Origin of the sequence: Mycobacterium sp., from assembly GCF_025965855.1 — a bacterium.
Lineage (GTDB): Bacteria > Actinomycetota > Actinomycetes > Mycobacteriales > Mycobacteriaceae > Mycobacterium.
On sequence record NZ_JAOPWB010000243.1, the window covers coordinates 25,650 to 41,596 of the forward strand.

Below are 15,947 nucleotides of genomic sequence, written 5' to 3' on the forward strand. Positions count from 1 at the left end.
TCACGCCGCCTCGCGGCGTGCATCATCGCCGGGCTAGAGGTAGCCCGTCTGGTTCACCAGCCGCACCGACGACGCCCCATCTGAATAGAACTCTGCGATGCTCAGCGACGCCAGGTCAAGGTGCAACCGGTACAGGATGCCCGGCCCGGCGTCCAGGGCCAGCCGCAGCAGCATCTTGATCGGAGTCACGTGGGAGACCACCAGCACCGTCGTGCCCTGATGCGCGGCGATGATCCGTTCGCGCGCCCGCAGCACCCGGTCGAGCACCGCGTCGAAGCTCTCACCGTCCGGCGGCCTCGTGCTGGTGTCATGCAGCCAGCGCCGGTGCAGCTCCGGATCACGTTCGGCCGCTTCGGCGAACGTCAACCCCTCCCAGGCGCCGAAATCGGTCTCGATCAAGTCGTCGTCGACGGTGACGTCCAGCCCCAGCGCCTTGGCGGCCGCCGCCGCGGTGTCATAGGCGCGCTGCAGCGGCGAGGAGAACACCGCGGCGATCCCGCCGCGCTGCGCGACGTACCGCGCCGCGGCCCCGGCCTGCTGCCGCCCCACGTCCGTCAGCGCCGGGTTGCCGCGCCCCGAATAGCGGCGCTGCGCCGACAACTCGGTCTGCCCGTGCCGCAGCAACAGCAGCCGGGTCGGCGTTCCCCGCGCGCCGGTCCATCCGGGCGACGTGCTGGCTTCGGCCGCAACGCTTTTCGCGGGCTCAGTGACGGCCGGCTGGGATACGTCCGCCTCCAGCACCTTGTCGATAGCGGCCGCGGCGTCCATCGCCTCGTTGGCCAACCGATCGGCGTGCGAGTTACGGGCCCGCGGGACCCAGGTGTAGCTGATCCGGTCGAACCGCGACGCCAGCTTCCGGGCCTGCGAATGCAGTTCGATCAGGTCGGGATGCTTGACCTTCCACCGCCCGGACATCTGCTCGACCACCAGCTTGGAGTCCATGAAGACCTCGGCCTCGGTGGCGCCCAGTTTCACCGCGTCCTCCAAACCCGCGATCAGGGCCCGGTATTCGGCGACGTTGTTGGTCGCGACGCCGATGGCCTGCTTGGTCTCGGCCAGCACGGTCGAGCGGTCCGCGGTGCGCACCACCGCGCCGTAACCGGCCGGTCCGGGGTTGCCGCGCGACCCGCCGTCGCCTTCGATGACGACTTTCACTGCTCGAACCCCTTGACCCGCAACAGGATCGCGCCGCACTCCGGGCAGCGCACCAGCTCGTCCTCGGGGGCGGCCGAGATGCGGGACAGTTCGCCGCGGCCGATCTCGATCCGGCAGGCGCCGCACCGATGCCCGAGCAGTGGCCCGGCGCCCGGCCCTCCCCTGGCGCGCTGCCGCTCGTACATGGCGGACAGGGCGGGATCCAGAGTCGCGGATAGCGTGTCGCGCCGCGACGAACGTGTCTGGCGGGCCTCGTCGATCTCGGCGACCGCGGCGTCGAGGTCCCGCTGGGCGCCGGCCAGCTCGGACTGCAGCGCCTCGACCGCCCGCTGCTCGCCATCCAGCTGGGCCTGCAGCTCCTCGCGGCGCTCCATCACCTCCAGCAGGGAATCCTCCAGGCTGGTTTGACGCCGAAGCAGTGTCTCGAGCTCGTGCTGGAGATCCGACAGTTGCTTGGCGTCCGTCGCCCCCGACTTGAGCATCGAGCGGTCCCGGTCTTCACGCTGCCGCACCGCCTCGATCTCCGACTCGAATCGCGACACCTGGGCGTCCAGGTCCTCTAGCGCAATTCGGAGGGCGCCCAGCCGGTCAGCGGCGGCGTTGTGTTCGGCCCGGATCCGCTCCACTGCCTCTTGCTGGGGCAGATGGGTGGCCTGGTGCGCGATGCGAGACAGCTCCGCGTCCAGCTTCGACAACTCGAGTAGCGAAACTTGCTGTGTGACTTCAGCTTTCATGGCTGATCTCTCCAGTGCTAGTGCCAAGGTCCCAGGGATCGGTGCGGATGGTGCACACCCGGACGGGCAGCGCCGCTCCGAAACGGGACCGCAGTATGCCGGCGGCCTGCTCGCACCACGGGAATTCGCTTGCCCAGTGCGCCACGTCGATCAGGGCCACGTTCGAGGCCCGGCGATGCTCGTCGGCCGGATGGTGCCGCAGATCGGCGGTGACATAGGCCTGCACGTCCGCGCGGGCCACCGCGGCCAGCAGCGAGTCCCCGGCCCCGCCGCAGACCGCGACCCGCGACACGAGCGCGTCGGGGTCGCCCGACGCGCGCACGCCCCAGGATGTCCGCGGTAGCGCGGAGCCGACGCGGGAGACGAAGCTGCGCAGCGGTTCCGGTTGCGCCAGCGTGCCGATGCGACCCAACCCGGCGTCGCTGGGTGGTGCCACGAGCGCGAAGATGTCGAACGCGGGCTCCTCGTAGGGATGGGCGCCGCGCATCGCCGCCAACACCGCGCCCCGGGCCCGCGCCGGTGCGACGACCTCGAACCGGTCTTCGGCCACCCGCTCGACGCTGCCGACGCTGCCGACCGCGGGCGAGGCCCCCTCGTGCGGCAGGAACTGCCCGATGCCGTTGACGCTCCAGCTGCAGTGCGAATAATCGCCGATGTGGCCCGCACCGGCCTCGAACACGGCCTCCTGCACCGCTTCCGCGTTCTCGCGCGGCACGTAGACGACCCACTTGTCCAGATCGCCCGCCGCAGTGAGCGGTTCGAGCACGGCCTCGACGGAGAGGCCGAGGGCGTCGGCGAGCGCGTCGGACACGCCCGGTGCCGCGGAGTCGGCGTTGGTGTGTGCGGTGAACAGCGAGCGCCCGGTCCGGATCAGACGGTGCACGAGCGCGCCCTTCGGTGTGCTGGCCGCCACGGTGTCGACCCCGCGCAACAGCAACGGGTGATGGGCCAGCAGCAGGCCGCGCTCGGGAACCTCGTCGACGACGCCCGGCGTCGCGTCGACGGCGACGGTCACCGAGTCCAGCGCCTCGTCGGGGTCGCCGCACACCAGGCCGACGGAGTCCCACGCCTGGGCGAGGTGCGGCGGGTACGCCGCGTCGAGCACCGCGATCACGTCGGCCAGCCGCACGCTCATCGGTGCAGCTCCGAGATGGCCTGGATCAGCAGCGGCCACTCCGGGCGCACCGCCGCCCGCAGGTACCGCTCGTCCAGACCGACAAATGTGTCACATCGCCGGACGGCAATTCCCCTGTCGTGCAGGCTGTTTCGGATCCGCGCCGCGTCCGGCATACGGAACAGGACGAACGGGGCCCGGCCGTCCACCACGTCGGCGCCCACCGACACCAGGCCGGCCGCCATCTCGGCGCGCAGCCCCGTCAACCGCAGCGCACCGGCCGCCGCCTCGGCGACGGCCCCCGGGTCGCAACAGGCCGCGATGGCCGTCAGCTGCAGGGTGCCGACCGGCCAGTGCGCGCGCTGCGCGGTCAGGCGCGCCAACACGTCCGGCGCGCCCAGGGCGTAGCCCACCCGCAACCCGGCCAGCGACCACGTCTTGGTCAGGCTGCGCAGCACCAGGACGTCGGGCAGCGCGTCACCGGCCAGCGACTCCGGCTCGCCGGCAACCGAGTCGGCGAACGCCTCGTCGACCACCACGATCCGGCCGGGCCGGCGCAGCGCGAGCAGCTGCTCTCGGGTGTGCAACACCGAGGTGGGGTTCGTCGGGTTGCCCACCACGACGAGGTCGGCGTCGTCGGGCACCTGCGCACCCTCCAGGCGAAACGGCGGCTCCAGGACGACGTGGCGCACGGGCACCCCGGCCGCGCCCAGCGCGACGGCCGGCTCGGTGAACGACGGCGCAACGATCACCGCCCGCGCCGGGCGCAGGTTGGGCAGCAACGCGAACCCCTCCGCCGCACCGGCCAGCGGCAGCACCTCGTCGCGGCTCCGGCCGTGTCGCCCGGCGGCCGCGTCCTGCGCCCGGTGCACGTCTTGCGGGCCCGGGTAGCGTGCCAGGTCCGGCAGCCGCGCGGCCAGCCGCCGCATCAGCCACTGCGGCGGCTGCGGGTGACGGACGTTGACGGCGAAATCGAGCATCCCGGGCGCCACGGCCTGATCGCCGTGATAGCGGGCCGCCGCTGGCGGGCTCGGGTTCAGAGTCGCCATCCGTGAAACACTAGTGGGCCGCGGTAAGCGCGTGGCAGGAACACCGTCGCACCAGGCCGCGGCCGCTTCGGGGGTCGGGTCACATGACAGCCGATGCTGATCGCGCGGTCCGAGACGTCACCGCATGTCAGGGAGATTGTCGGTGGCCTTTGGGATGCTAAAAGTGAGATGTGCCGACACTCCAATTCTGCCTCGACCCCACCGTCGAGCACCGCGAGTTGCTGGCCCGCCATGCCGGGGCGTCAAGGTTTGCGTTCAACCAGTGCCTACGAATGGCGAAAACCGCTCTCACGCAACGCAAGACCAGCCCAGACACCGACGTGCCGTGGACCGGGTTTGATCTGATCAATGCGTTTAACGCCTGGAAGAAGACGGAGGACGCCGGCCGCGTGTTCTCCGTCGATAGCGATGGCGTAACCGAGACCGTGGTGACTGGTTTGGCGTGGCGGACTGAGGTTTGCCAGCAAGTATTCGAGGAAGCCGCCGTAAACCTCGGCAAAGGGTTGAAAGCATGGTCGGACTCCCTGCAGCTGCGGGCATTCCGCCGACCGCGACACCAACGCGGCGACGAACCTGGCTAGCTGGGGCGAGAATCATCACAATGCATCACCAGATCCCCGGACCCTCAAGCAACGGGGCCGGGCCACCAATGCTCGCCGACGGGACGGCGCTGACCAGCACCCTTCGTGTGCCGGTGAAACCAGCCTGGAAGACGCGGGAACCGACGTTCACACCGCACCCGCGGCCTGAACCGACGACGCCCGAGAAGGGCGGTGCCGACCACCCAGCACAGAGTTGGTCGACACGCTTTAGGACAATGGTGAGGTGACAGGCACGATCGACGCGAGCGCCGATTGCCCGACCCCTCCTCACGACGCCGCGCATCGCAAATCGTCGTCAGGCGGCGCGCAGCTGGTGATCTTCGATCTCGACGGCACGCTGACCGACTCGGCGGAAGGGATCGTGGCCAGCTTCGTGCACGCGCTCACCCACGTCGGCGCGCCGGTGCCCGAGGGCGATCTGGTCACGCAGATCGTCGGCCCGCCGATGGACGACACCTTCCGTTCGATGTTCGGCGACTCCGCCGGGGAGGCGATCGCGGCCTTCCGGGCCGAGTACGGTGCCCGGGGCTGGGCGATGAACACGCTGTTCGACGGCATCGAGCCGCTGCTGGCCGACCTGCGCGCCGCCGGCGTCCGGCTGGCCGTGGCGACCTCCAAGTTGGAACCAACGGCGCGGCGCATCCTCGGCCATTTTGGGCTGGACCAGCATTTCGAGGTCATCGCCGGCGCCGCTCCCGACGGCTCGCGCAAGAGCAAGGAGGAGGTGCTGGCCCACGCGCTGGAACAGCTCCAGCCGCTACCCGAGCGCGTGCTGATGGTCGGCGACCGCAGCCACGACGTGCACGGCGCGGCCGCGCACGGCATCGACACGGTGGTGGTCGGCTGGGGCTACGGGCGGGACGACTTTCACGAGGGGTTCAGGATCACCGGGGTGACCCAAGCCGCGACGATCGACGAATTGCGGAGGGCGCTCGGTGTCTGAACCGCTGCACGTCACCTTCGTCTGCACCGGCAACATCTGCCGCTCGCCGATGGCCGAGAAGATGTTCGCCGACCAACTGCAGCGGCGCGGACTGAGCGACGCGGTCCGGGTGACCAGCGCCGGCACCGGCAGCTGGCATGTCGGCAGTTGCGCCGACGACAGGGCCACCCGGGTGCTGCATGCCCACGGCTATTCCACCGCCCACTGCGCCGCGCAGCTGGACGCCGATCACCTGGCGGCCGACCTGGTGGTGGCCCTGGGCCGCAACCACGTTCGGATGTTGCGTCAGCTGGGCGTCGGAGAAGACCGGATACGGATGCTGCGGTCGTTCGACCCGCGCTCGGGTGCCCATGCCCTCGACGTCGACGACCCCTACTACGGCGACCACGACGACTTCGAAGACGTTTTGACCGTCATCGAGGCGGCCCTGCCCGGCCTGCACGCCTGGGTCGACGAGCGACTCGCGGAAAACGGGAACGGCTGATGCCCAGTCTGAGGACGAGCCTGGCTTTCCTGCTGCGGCCGGGCTGGATAGCGCTGGCGCTGGTGGTGATCGCCTTCACCTACCTGTGCTTCACGGTGCTCGCGCCGTGGCAGCTGGGAAAGAACACCACGACATCGCGGGAGAACCACCAGATCGAGTACTCCCTCAACAACCCGCCGGTACCGCTGAAAACACTGTTGCCCCAGCAGGATTCGTCGGCCGCGAGCGCGCAGTGGCGCCGGGTGACGGCAACCGGGCACTACCTGCCCGAAGTGCAGGTGCTGGCCCGCCTGCGGGTGGTCGAGGGGGACCCGGCGTTCGAGGTGCTGGCACCGTTCGTCGTCGACGACGGCCCCACCGTTCTGGTCGACCGGGGCTACGTGCGACCCGAGCAGGGATCTCACGTCCCCCCGATCCCCCGCCCGCCGGCGGACACCGTGACCATCACGGCACGGCTGCGAGACTCCGAACCCACCGCGCCGGGCAAGGATCCCTTCCTCAGAGACGCTGTGCAGCAGGTGTATTCGATCAACACCGAACAGGTGACGGCGTTGACCAAGGTGCCGCTGGCCGGGTCCTATCTGCAATTGGTCGACAACCAGCCCGGCGGCCTGGGCGTGATCGGCGTGCCGCACCTCGACGCCGGGCCGTTCCTGTCCTACGGCATCCAGTGGATTTCGTTCGGGATTCTCGCGCCGATCGGGTTGGGCTACTTCGTCTATTCCGAGATGCGTGTCCGGCGCCGGGAAAAGCAACAAGCCCCCCAATCCCCGGTGACCGTCGAGGAGAAGCTCGCCGATCGCTACGGCCGCCGGCGATAGATGTGACAAGCCCGGCCGCGTCACCGCCAGGCGAAAACAAAAAGCCCGGGCAGTAACGCGGCGACCGCCTGCACCGCCCGCGACAACGCCACCGCGCGGCGCAGGTCGGCCACCTCGGGCGGCCGGGCGTCGCCGAGCGCGGGCCGGATCTGCAGCCCGTGGCGATACTGCGTGGGCCCGCCCAGCCGAACGCCCAGCGCCCCCGCGAAGGCAGCCTCGACCACCCCGGCGTTGGGGCTGGGATGCCGCGCCGCGTCGCGGCGCCAGGCCCGCAGCGCCCCCGACGGCGATCCGGAGACGAGGGGTGCGCACATCACCACCAGCGCCGCGGTCACCCGCGCGGCGACGTAGTTGGCCGCGTCGTCCAATCGCGCCGCGGCCCAACCGAATCGGAGATAGCGCGGAGAGCGGTGGCCGATCATCGAATCCAGCGTGTTGATGCCGCGGTATGCCAGTACCGCGGGCGCCCCACCCACCGTCGCCCACAGCAGCGGCGCCACCTCGGCGTCGGAGGTGTTCTCCGCGACCGACTCCAGCGCGGCGCGCGTCAGGCCCGGGCCGTCCAGCCGGGCCGGGTCGCGCCCGCACAATGACGGCAGCAGCCGTCGGGCGGCCTCGACGTCGCCGCGCTCCAGCAATTGCGACATCTCCAGGCCGGTGCGCCCCAAAGACGTTCCGCCCAGGCAGATCCAGGTCGCCGCGGCGGTGGCTAAGAGCCGGCCTGTGGCGGCCGCGCCCAGGAGGGTGACCGCACCGACCAGCACGGCCACGTGCAGCGCGCCGGCCACCTTGTTGTCGCGATAGGTGACGCGCTCCAATGCGGCGGCCGCCTGGCCGAACACCGCGACCGGATGACCCCGTTTCGGATCGCCCAGCGCGAGGTCGGCCAGATACCCGGCCAGCACGCCCGCGAGCCGGGTCCGAGTCGCAAACACCCCGGCAGCGTCTCATACGTGGTTCACTCGATTACATGAGGCGACGTCCGCGATGAAGCGACCCGCCACCCGGATCGCCGACCTGCTGAACCCGGCGGCGGTGTTGCTGCCCGCCGCGAACGTGATCATGCAGCTGTCCCTGCCCGGCGTCGGTTATGGGGTGCTGGAAAGCCGGGTGGACAGCGGCAACGTCTACAAGCATCCGTTCAAGCGGGCCCGCACCACCGGGACCTACCTGGCCGTCGCGGCCATCGGGACCGAGTCCGACCGGGCCTTGATTCGCGACGCCGTGGACGTCGCGCACCGGCAGGTTCGCTCGACGGCGTCAAGTCCGGTGTCGTACAACGCGTTCGACCCCAAGCTGCAGCTGTGGGTGGCTTCATGCCTGTACCGCTACTTCGTCGACCAGCACGAGTTTTTGCACGGACCGCTAGACCTGGATGACCCGGACGCAGCCGACGCCGTCTATCGCGACGCCAAACGGTTGGGCACCACCTTGCAAGTGCCCGAGCGCATGTGGCCACCCGACCGGGACGCGTTCGACGAATACTGGAAGCGCTCCCTCGACGAGCTGCGCATCGACCCGCCGGTGCGGGAGCATCTGCGCGGGGTGGCCTCGATGGCGTTTCTGCCGTGGCCGTTGCGGGTGTTGGCCGGGCCGTTCAACCTGTTCGCGACGACGGGGTTCTTGGCCCCGGAGTTCCGCGCACTGATGCGGCTGGACTGGTCGCGGGGCCAGCAGCGCCGGTTCGAGTGGCTGCTGGCCGCCCTGCGGCTGGCCGATCGGCTGATTCCGCATCGGGCGTGGCTCTTCGGCTATCAGCTTTACCTGTGGGACATGCGCTTTCGGGCGCGGCGGGGCTGGCGCATCGTCTAGGCCGCACCCCCCGCACCCTCCGCCGAGTGTGAATCTGGCGACGCCCGCGCGAACGCGTCGTCAGATTCACACTCGGCGATGCAGGCGGGTCACCGGACGGTCGCGAAGAACGCGCGGAGGTCCTCGACGAACAACTCCGGTTGTTCGAACGCGGCGAAGTGCCCACCGCGCGGCATGTCGGTCCAGCGGGTGACGTTGTAGGCCGGCTCGCACCAGCTCCGCCGCGACTTAATGATTTCCCCGGGGAAAGCGGCGACGCCGGTGGGCAGTTCGACGCGGTCCATCTGCCCCCACACCCTGAAGCTCTCCCAGTACAAGCGGGCCGAGGAGGCGCCCGTGCCGGTCACCCAGTACACCATCACGTTGTCGAGCAGCTCGTCCCGGCTCAGCACGTTTTCGGGGTGCCCGTCGCAATCCGCCCAGGCCCAGAACTTCTCGACGATCCACGCCAGTTGCCCCACCGGCGAATCGACCAGCCCGTAGCCCAGGGTTTGCGGACGGGTGGACTGCTGCTTGGAATAGCCGGTCCCCCACTTGCGGTGCTCGGCCAACGCGACCAGGGCACGTTGCTCCTCCGGCGTCGGGTTGGCCAGCGCTTCTCTGGTGGGCCGCCCGATCGGCATGTTCAGGTGAATCGCCGCGCAGTGGCCCCGGTTTCGGCCCATCTGTGTGGTGACCGCGGCGCCCCAGTCGCCGCCCTGCGCGCCGTAGCGGTCGTAGCCCAGGCGCAGCATGAGCGTCTCCCAGGCCTCGGCGATCCTCTCGACGCCCCATCCGGTGCGGGTCGGCTTGGCGGAGAACCCGTACCCCGGAAGCGACGGGCACACAACGTGAAAGGCGTCCTGGGCGCGCCCGGATGCCGGGTTGGTCAGCGGCTCGATCACCTTGTGAAACTCCACGATGGAACCCGGCCAGCCGTGGGTGATCACCAGCGGAAAGGCGTCGTCATGCGGCGAGCGCTGGTGGATGAAATGGATGTCCAGCCCGTCGATTTCGGTGGTGAACTGATCGAAGCGGTTGAGCGCGGCCTCACGAGACCGCCAGTCGTATTGCGCGGCCCAGTAGTCGGCCAGCTCGCGGGTGTAACTCAACGGAATGCCCTGGCTCCAGTCGTCGACGCATTCGGCTTCGGGCCACCGGGTGCGCGCCAGGCGGGAGCGCAGATCTTCCAGGACCTCGTCGGAGACGTCGATGCGAAACGGCTTCACGGGGTTCACGATTCGTCGTCGTCGACGTGCGGCCTCGAGGTCGCCTGGCTCCTGGGACGATCGGCATCCTGAATCAACGTGCGGACTCCATCTAGCAGTTCGGCTTTGTTCGCGGGCTGCTGGTCCGACGGCGGCCCCACGGGCGGGGCCCACTGGCACCGTGAAACTCCGGCTGCTCTCCCACGCCCAGACCTTGCCATATCGACAGATCAGCGACAACGCAGAACGCGTCGCAAACGCGATCGAATTGTCATTAGGTAATTAGGTGACTTTGTACACCGCCTAGGTGGCTGAACGCTGGTGCCATACCCCTCGATAACGGCTGCATGCTCTACCCGAATTCCCGTGAAATAAACGTCCGAAGCATAGGTCCGACGGATGCATAACCGTGAAATACTCGACTTGGTACGTCTCATGGGTCTACCAGGCGTTTCCAGAATGGAGACTGGCGATGATCACCGAAACCGCAAAGACGTTTCCTCTCATCTTCAGGGGCTACGATCCGACTGAGGTTGATGCTTACATCGGGAACACGATCACCAAGCAGCAGTTGCTGCTCGACGAAATTAAGAGCCTTCGGGCGCGACTCAAAGAATTCGGTGATGAAGCAGCGGGGCTGCGGATTGAGGTCGCCGTCCTCACCGACGAGGTCGCCGTTCTCACGGACGCTTCCCCCTCGCCCCAGGCGATGCAACGGCGGATGGCCAAGATGCTACGGCGTGCGGTCGACGAGATTTCTGAGATGCAGGCCGAGGCACGGGCCGAGGCGGAGGCGCTGATCGCGGCGGCCGAGGCCGGGGCCGAGGACGCGCAGCAAGAGCACAAAGCGCTGTTGGGGAACCTGGCCGCGGAGCGAAAAGCCCTAGAAGCCGAGTATGGGGAAACCAGGAAGAAGCTCGATGCTGAACTGGCCAGGATGCGCGCCGAAACGCAGTCGGTGATCGATGAGGCGTGGCGGGACGCCCAGCGGGGGCACGACCTACTTGTCGCCGACGCAAAGCGGGAGGCTGATCATTGTCGTGAGCAGGCCGGGCGGGCGGTGGACGAAGCGCGTCAGCAGCGGATCAAGATCCTCGAGCAACTCATGCGCATATACCGCGACCTAGAAGCGGTTCCGGCCAGTCTTGAGTCGGCGTACCAAGAACCAACGAATGCGCCGGAGCCAGGCGTCGTGGTGCCGTTGGACCAGAAAATCAAGCGGAATCCCAATCTCCTCGACGACTTCGCGTAATTGCGGCCTATCCGGCGACCACAAACGGGCACCACCGCCGGCGACGTCTACGTCACCAACTTCAACGACAACACGGTGTCGGGTTGACCAGGGTCGTCGACAAGGAGTGGCAGCAGAGTATTTCCTGCCCCGAAGCACCAGTTGGTCTCCGTCCGACATCGACTGAGCCTTATTGCAGTCCAACGCTTCTCGAAGGCACCAGATCAGCCGAAAATGTCTTTTGCTGTCGCTGATCTTTTGGCGCATTGGGAGGTTCCCCTGCCAAATGCAACTGGATCGCTGTTGACGCCGACGTGACACGGCTCCGCGAGCGTAACGCCGCGGCGAAAATCGGCTTGGTTTTTCACAGTGGCGTCACGCTCGCCAAACCGAGCGGGCGCCGACGGTATCGAACCGCCGACCGCTGGTGTGTAAACAACCGCCACCGACTCTCAACCCCGCTCGACAATCAGCTCGCGGCGAGACGCGGGACGAATTTCCGGGCGCCGTAGCGGGTCAAGAAGATCGCGGCGGCGATGGCGAGCACGAGCAGCGCCAGCACACCGAGCTCGAGCAGGAGACGGTTGAGCTCCGAGTCCGACTGTGGCTGCTCGAACGCCGCGGTCACGATCAGCATCCGCCGGACAGTGGCGATCAACCCGATGTACAGGAATGGCTCAGCAGCGATCTCGTGGTGCAAGAAGTCGGTACGCAGCGTGTAGGCGAGTTCGGCGATGATGAGGGTGAGCAGAGTGCGTTCCAGGACGAGCACACCGCCCTCGATCGTGCTCATCCGCCGGGTCACGGCTTGGATGACTGCCCCGATTGTGCCGATCACTACCAGGACGGCCGCCGCCGCGAGCAGCAGGAAGGCGATCCCATAGATCACTTCCTCAAAGCGGTTGACCAACATGGCGACGACTGCGCCGAGTCTGCCGCGTGGGGCGCTGCCTTCCCGGTCAGTCATCGCTTGCCTTGTGCGAGCAAGACCGCTCCCCCGGGTGCTGATGTTCCCCTGCGATTCATGCGGTGAACAGGAGAGAGTGATGAGCGAAACCCGTCCGGAACCTGCGCAAGGCGGCCACAAGAAGCGTCCACGGCAGTCATGCCGCGCATGGGAGAGGTCGCCAGGTACATGATCCCGATCACCTTGTGATTGGTGGTGGTCGCCAGCTTGTAGGCCAGCGTGCCCGTGAACCTCAGCCGCGCCAACAACCGACGGCGAGCCTCAACCCCCGCCAGCGTGGGCGCTTCGGTTGTCACGATGTCACCCACCATCCAATTGATTGCTTCGAATCTCGCCCCAAACCAAGTCCTTCGTATCCGGAGTGAGAATCGCCGCGGCCAGCACGCCGTGAAACGCCTCCCTGAAAACGAGTCTGGCAACCCGATGCGACCGCCGCGTGCACCCACCAAGCCAGAAATCTCGACACCGATTCGCCCCGTCAGTAGGAGCATCGAACCTGGCGGCTGCTCGCCAGTCCGCGACCGCAGCAGCGTGTATCCGGCCGGTCAACAGCAGGGAACCCATCGGACGGCATAGCCTCTCCGCAACGGCGAGACGGACGCCTACCAGCGCTGCCACCGTCTGTCGGTTCCGGTTGAATGTTGCGCAGTTTCTTCCGTCGAAAAGTGAGCAGGTGTGCTTACCGGGTTGATGTTCAGTCCGGACACATGGCTGAGACATCGTTCCGGGGACATCCCTGACACTCTCCGGAAGTGAGAGTGCTAAGTGTGAACGAATGCTGGTTGGAGATTCTGTTGACCCCGATGCGCGACCAGATCACGGTGGCCGAGACGTGCCGCCGCTACGGCATCTCGCGGCCGACGTTCTACGTCGATCAACGTCGCCTCTAGCCGACGGTGTCGCGGCGTTGGTGCCGCTGTCTCGTCGACCAGTCACGTCACCGGGCCAAACAGCGGCGGAGCTCGAGGCCGAGATCGTCAGGTTACGTAAGGCCAACCCGCGGCGGTGATTCCGTCGACGTCGCCGAGATCAGCAGCGGCCTGTCGTTGGCAGTGATCGTCGGTGTGCTGGTCATCACCACCGTCGCATCGCTGCTTTCGACCAGAGGCCGGGCCCAGAACGCCGTCGCTGGCGCCCGTCGCCACGCCACCGAGTACCTCGACCTGAATTACTGCGCCGATCAAGCCGAGCGCGAGAAGATTTTCGCCAGGCTCCTCGATGAGGAGAAACAGATCAAGGCGCTTGCACCGAAGCACCGGGCACGGATTCGGCGTGAAGAAGAGCTGATGGATCTACTGCGAGCGGCACACGCGGCACACCGGGAGCTCGACGCGAATCACCTTCAAACACAAATGGATTAGGACAGGAAATGAGCGGCTCTAGATAACATCCGCGGGATGTGCCTCGTAGATCCGCCCTGACTGTCGCCTTATGGCCCATCGGCACGAACGCCGAGATTCAGCCGCTGAATACGCGGCTCCTTAAGGCACGTGCATGGTGCCGCTGATCGCTGGACGAGATCGGGTGCGGTGACGACCGCCGGCGTCACCATGCCGTGCGGCGCGGAGCTGTCGGCATGCGACCCGCACCAGATCGTGTTGAAAGACTTGCTGCAGAAGGATATTTCGGATTGATTGACGAATGCCGGTGTGCGGACAGCTTCACCCGCAGCTTCACATCATCACCGCACTTGCCGTCCGCGCGAGACAGCCACATTTTGCGGTCGATTGTCGCCGAGGTCAGGGCGCGAACAGCCCGCTCCGACGCCGTACCACTCAAGCGTTTCGCCGCGCCGCTCCGACGCGAGCGCCAACTCGGCATCCACCTCGGCCAACAGTTTTCGCGCTTCTGCATCCTAGCCACGGCATGCCCTCCAATTCCGGCAATCGAAAACCCTCCGTTTATACATGCGGAAATCGTTTTTCACATTGCGTTGCGGCGTTCATGGGCACCCCCGGGGAGTTGAGAGTGGCACGATACGCCGACCTCGAAACCGTCAGCATCCCAACCGGACTCGATTTCGGCAGTAACGTCACGCACAGGAGGTGACCGACTGGATCACAGATGCAACAAATGCTGCTATCGTCGCGAGCACCCGGATTTCATCGGGTGCCCTTCAACCACGCATGAGCCACGTTCGCCACGATCGAGATGCCCGTGGCCACGATCAGCCATCCCCGGAAGAAGTGCTCCGCGCGTTGCGCGGCGGCCGCCGCTTCGGCATCGACGAAATCGTCCTCCTGCCGCGTCTGTCGGCCACGCCGACGCCGGCCGGGCCTGCTCTCCGCGCTGGGGGCCGAGGGTGTGGCCGTGGGCGATGCTGCCGGGGTGATCGCGGCGTCAGGGCTGGCTATACGTTGCGAGTGCACTACCGACCGTGGATGCGAATAGTGTTGCCGGACAGCGCCACTGCTGCCCGATCGATCGGCGGCGTGGTCCTTTCGGAGCGACACAGCTGTCGAGGTCGCCGAATCTGGTGGCGAGATTGAACACTGTCGCCGAAGAAAGTGACTCAGGGCTCGTCTGGAACTGTAGCGGCTCTACATCGTTGCTGACGCGGATGCGACCATCTAACTCGCCCAGTGCCGCAACAAGTTTCGCAAGATTACCCCGGTCACGTCGCGACGTGATGTCGATGTCGGTAGTCGGCAACGTTGATCCGTGCAATAGCGCGGCGTAGCCGCTGATCAACACATAGGTCACGTCGTGGCGATCCAGGACGGCCAAGATCTCCTCCGGCTGAAACTCAGCCGCCACGGCGGGTGAACACCCGTTCTTGTTCGGCCGCGATTGCGGCGCGTTGCTCGGCGGAGCGCTCCTGATCGCCGGCCCAGAGCACGTCATCGTGATCGTCGTATGGTTCCACGCGTGTCGTCAGCGGCAGGCCGACGCTGGCGAGAATCTTCGCCGGCAGCGCGGCGCTAATCGCCGGCGTATACGCCCGGCCGTACATGACTTCCACGAGGAGATGGTGCGGTCATACCAGCACTACGCTGAGAGTGCCAACCCTCCACCAAACCCGGTGTTCGGCGATATCGTCGAAGAACAAGCAAATGGCGCATTCAGGCGGGTGTCTCCCGTCAACTGTCGGGGTGGGGTACACGTCATGGCACAGCAAGATGCCACACAGCCGTCAGAAGACAACAGCATCGGCGGATCGGCGCCGCCGTCGGACAGGCCGGCGGCCAAGCCATGGCGCACCGAGGGTCTCCCGGCGCGGGGCGATGAGGGCGGAGGGCGCGGGGGGCCGAACTGGTGGTTAGTCCTACTATTTTTCGGACTCGGGTATTTCCTGCTGTTTGGGGGACTGAGTTTCCAGGACGCACTCGGTGCGCCGCCGAAGGTGCCCTACACCGAATTCACGACCCAGGTCGAGCAGCGCAATGTCGCTGAGGTGTTCTCCCACGGCGACACCATCGAGGGCACATTGCGCCAAGCAAAGCCGCTGCCCGGCCAAGCCGCGGGCGCGCAAAATGTCCGGACGTATCAGAAGTTCACCACCGAGCGCCCAACCTTCGCGCAGGACGACCTGCTAACGCAATTGAAGAACAGTGGCGCAACGGTCTCGGCGACCCCGCTTACCCAGCAGCGCGGAATTCTGGCTAACCTCCTGATCTCGGTTGCCCCGATGTTGCTGCTGTTCGGCTTCTGGTACTGGCTTTTCAAGCGCAGCGAGAAGTTGGGAATGGGGATGTTCGGCGGCTTCGCCTGGAACAAGCGGAAGCCCGTCGACCCGGAATCGGTGCGAGTGACCTTCGATGACGTCGCCGGGATCGATGAGGTCAAGGCCGAGATCAGCGAGGTGGTCGACTACCTGCGCGATCCGGAGAAATACCGCAAGCTCGGGG

Annotated in this window: 18 protein-coding genes; 9 read left to right on the forward strand and 9 right to left on the reverse strand. The window is 67.0% G+C overall.

Translation table 11 applies throughout. From position 1 onward, the window contains the following. Window positions 1-33 precede the first annotated feature (33 nt). The 4 genes from JWP83_RS20820 to cobC are packed head-to-tail and all read right to left on the reverse strand — an operon-like array spanning window position 34 to window position 4,142. Entirely contained in the window at window positions 34-1,155 is a 1,122-nt protein-coding gene (locus JWP83_RS20820) for a bifunctional RNase H/acid phosphatase (RefSeq protein ID WP_297734048.1), read from the reverse strand. Continuing rightward, window positions 1,152-1,889: a zinc ribbon domain-containing protein gene (locus JWP83_RS20825; protein WP_297734051.1), complete on the reverse strand. Its 738-nt coding sequence runs from the start codon at window positions 1,887-1,889 to the stop codon at window positions 1,152-1,154. Before JWP83_RS20825 ends, JWP83_RS20820 begins: the two co-directional genes overlap by 4 nt. Continuing rightward, the gene (locus JWP83_RS20830) at window positions 1,879-3,024 is read right to left on the reverse strand and encodes a Nif3-like dinuclear metal center hexameric protein (protein ID WP_297734054.1); all 1,146 of its coding nucleotides are present in this window, start codon (window positions 3,022-3,024) and stop codon (window positions 1,879-1,881) included. Before JWP83_RS20830 ends, JWP83_RS20825 begins: the two co-directional genes overlap by 11 nt. Next, window positions 3,021-4,142: an Rv2231c family pyridoxal phosphate-dependent protein CobC gene (gene cobC, locus JWP83_RS20835; protein ID WP_297734092.1), complete on the reverse strand. Its 1,122-nt coding sequence runs from the start codon at window positions 4,140-4,142 to the stop codon at window positions 3,021-3,023. The genes JWP83_RS20830 and cobC overlap by 4 nt, the downstream gene beginning before the upstream one ends. An 80-nt stretch (window positions 4,143-4,222) precedes the next feature. Between cobC and JWP83_RS20840 the strand changes: the two genes are divergently transcribed. From JWP83_RS20840 to JWP83_RS20855, 4 genes are all read left to right on the forward strand, one after another. Beyond that, window positions 4,223-4,633 carry a helix-turn-helix domain-containing protein gene (locus tag JWP83_RS20840; protein ID WP_297734055.1) on the forward strand — a complete coding sequence of 137 codons (411 nt, stop codon included), beginning with the start codon at window positions 4,223-4,225 and terminating at the stop codon, window positions 4,631-4,633. A 334-nt stretch (window positions 4,634-4,967) separates the two neighbouring features. Further along, window positions 4,968-5,597 carry an HAD-IA family hydrolase gene (locus tag JWP83_RS20845; RefSeq protein WP_297734096.1) on the forward strand — a complete coding sequence of 210 codons (630 nt, stop codon included), beginning with the start codon at window positions 4,968-4,970 and terminating at the stop codon, window positions 5,595-5,597. Further along, the gene (locus JWP83_RS20850; RefSeq protein WP_297734057.1) at window positions 5,590-6,081 is read left to right on the forward strand and encodes a low molecular weight protein-tyrosine-phosphatase; all 492 of its coding nucleotides are present in this window, start codon (window positions 5,590-5,592) and stop codon (window positions 6,079-6,081) included. Before JWP83_RS20845 ends, JWP83_RS20850 begins: the two co-directional genes overlap by 8 nt. Beyond that, on the forward strand, window positions 6,081-6,902 hold the full coding sequence (locus tag JWP83_RS20855; protein ID WP_297734059.1) for an SURF1 family protein: 822 nt from the start codon (window positions 6,081-6,083) through the stop codon (window positions 6,900-6,902). Before JWP83_RS20850 ends, JWP83_RS20855 begins: the two co-directional genes overlap by 1 nt. A gap of 20 nt (window positions 6,903-6,922) precedes the next feature. Here the strand turns inward: JWP83_RS20855 and JWP83_RS20860 are convergent, their stop codons facing one another. Beyond that, entirely contained in the window at window positions 6,923-7,837 is a 915-nt protein-coding gene (locus JWP83_RS20860; RefSeq protein WP_297734061.1) for a cobalamin biosynthesis protein, read from the reverse strand. A gap of 52 nt (window positions 7,838-7,889) precedes the next feature. On the opposite strand from JWP83_RS20860, the gene JWP83_RS20865 reads away from it, so the two are divergent. After that, complete coding sequence (locus JWP83_RS20865) at window positions 7,890-8,714, forward strand: oxygenase MpaB family protein (protein WP_297734063.1); 825 nt, start codon at window positions 7,890-7,892, stop codon at window positions 8,712-8,714. Between the two features lie 89 nt (window positions 8,715-8,803). Here JWP83_RS20865 and JWP83_RS20870 read toward each other — a convergent pair whose 3' ends face one another. Next, the gene (locus JWP83_RS20870; RefSeq protein ID WP_297734099.1) at window positions 8,804-9,922 is read right to left on the reverse strand and encodes an epoxide hydrolase family protein; all 1,119 of its coding nucleotides are present in this window, start codon (window positions 9,920-9,922) and stop codon (window positions 8,804-8,806) included. 451 nt (window positions 9,923-10,373) lie between these two features. On the opposite strand from JWP83_RS20870, the gene JWP83_RS20875 reads away from it, so the two are divergent. Then, window positions 10,374-11,153: a DivIVA domain-containing protein gene (locus JWP83_RS20875; protein WP_297734067.1), complete on the forward strand. Its 780-nt coding sequence runs from the start codon at window positions 10,374-10,376 to the stop codon at window positions 11,151-11,153. A gap of 448 nt (window positions 11,154-11,601) precedes the next feature. Here the strand turns inward: JWP83_RS20875 and JWP83_RS20880 are convergent, their stop codons facing one another. Both JWP83_RS20880 and JWP83_RS20885 read right to left on the reverse strand, forming a co-directional pair. Next, a complete protein-coding gene (locus JWP83_RS20880) occupies window positions 11,602-12,099 on the reverse strand; it encodes a phosphate-starvation-inducible PsiE family protein (RefSeq protein ID WP_297734070.1) in 498 nt (165 codons plus the stop codon). Further along, a complete protein-coding gene (locus tag JWP83_RS20885) occupies window positions 12,096-12,410 on the reverse strand; it encodes a hypothetical protein (RefSeq protein WP_297734073.1) in 315 nt (104 codons plus the stop codon). Before JWP83_RS20885 ends, JWP83_RS20880 begins: the two co-directional genes overlap by 4 nt. 456 nt (window positions 12,411-12,866) lie before the next feature. Here JWP83_RS20885 and JWP83_RS20890 point away from each other — a divergent pair, with 456 nt between their 5' ends. Continuing rightward, window positions 12,867-12,989 carry a hypothetical protein gene (locus JWP83_RS20890; protein WP_297734076.1) on the forward strand — a complete coding sequence of 41 codons (123 nt, stop codon included), beginning with the start codon at window positions 12,867-12,869 and terminating at the stop codon, window positions 12,987-12,989. A 174-nt stretch (window positions 12,990-13,163) separates the two neighbouring features. Further along, on the forward strand, window positions 13,164-13,460 hold the full coding sequence (locus JWP83_RS20895) for a hypothetical protein (protein WP_297734079.1): 297 nt from the start codon (window positions 13,164-13,166) through the stop codon (window positions 13,458-13,460). 979 nt (window positions 13,461-14,439) lie between these two features. Here the strand turns inward: JWP83_RS20895 and JWP83_RS20900 are convergent. Beyond that, the gene (locus tag JWP83_RS20900) at window positions 14,440-14,826 is read right to left on the reverse strand and encodes a hypothetical protein (RefSeq protein WP_297734082.1); all 387 of its coding nucleotides are present in this window, start codon (window positions 14,824-14,826) and stop codon (window positions 14,440-14,442) included. Between the two features lie 49 nt (window positions 14,827-14,875). Between JWP83_RS20900 and JWP83_RS20905 the strand changes: the two genes are divergently transcribed. Then, the coding region (locus JWP83_RS20905; protein WP_297734086.1) for an ATP-dependent metallopeptidase FtsH/Yme1/Tma family protein at window positions 14,876-15,947 on the forward strand (1,072 nt) is incomplete at its 3' end.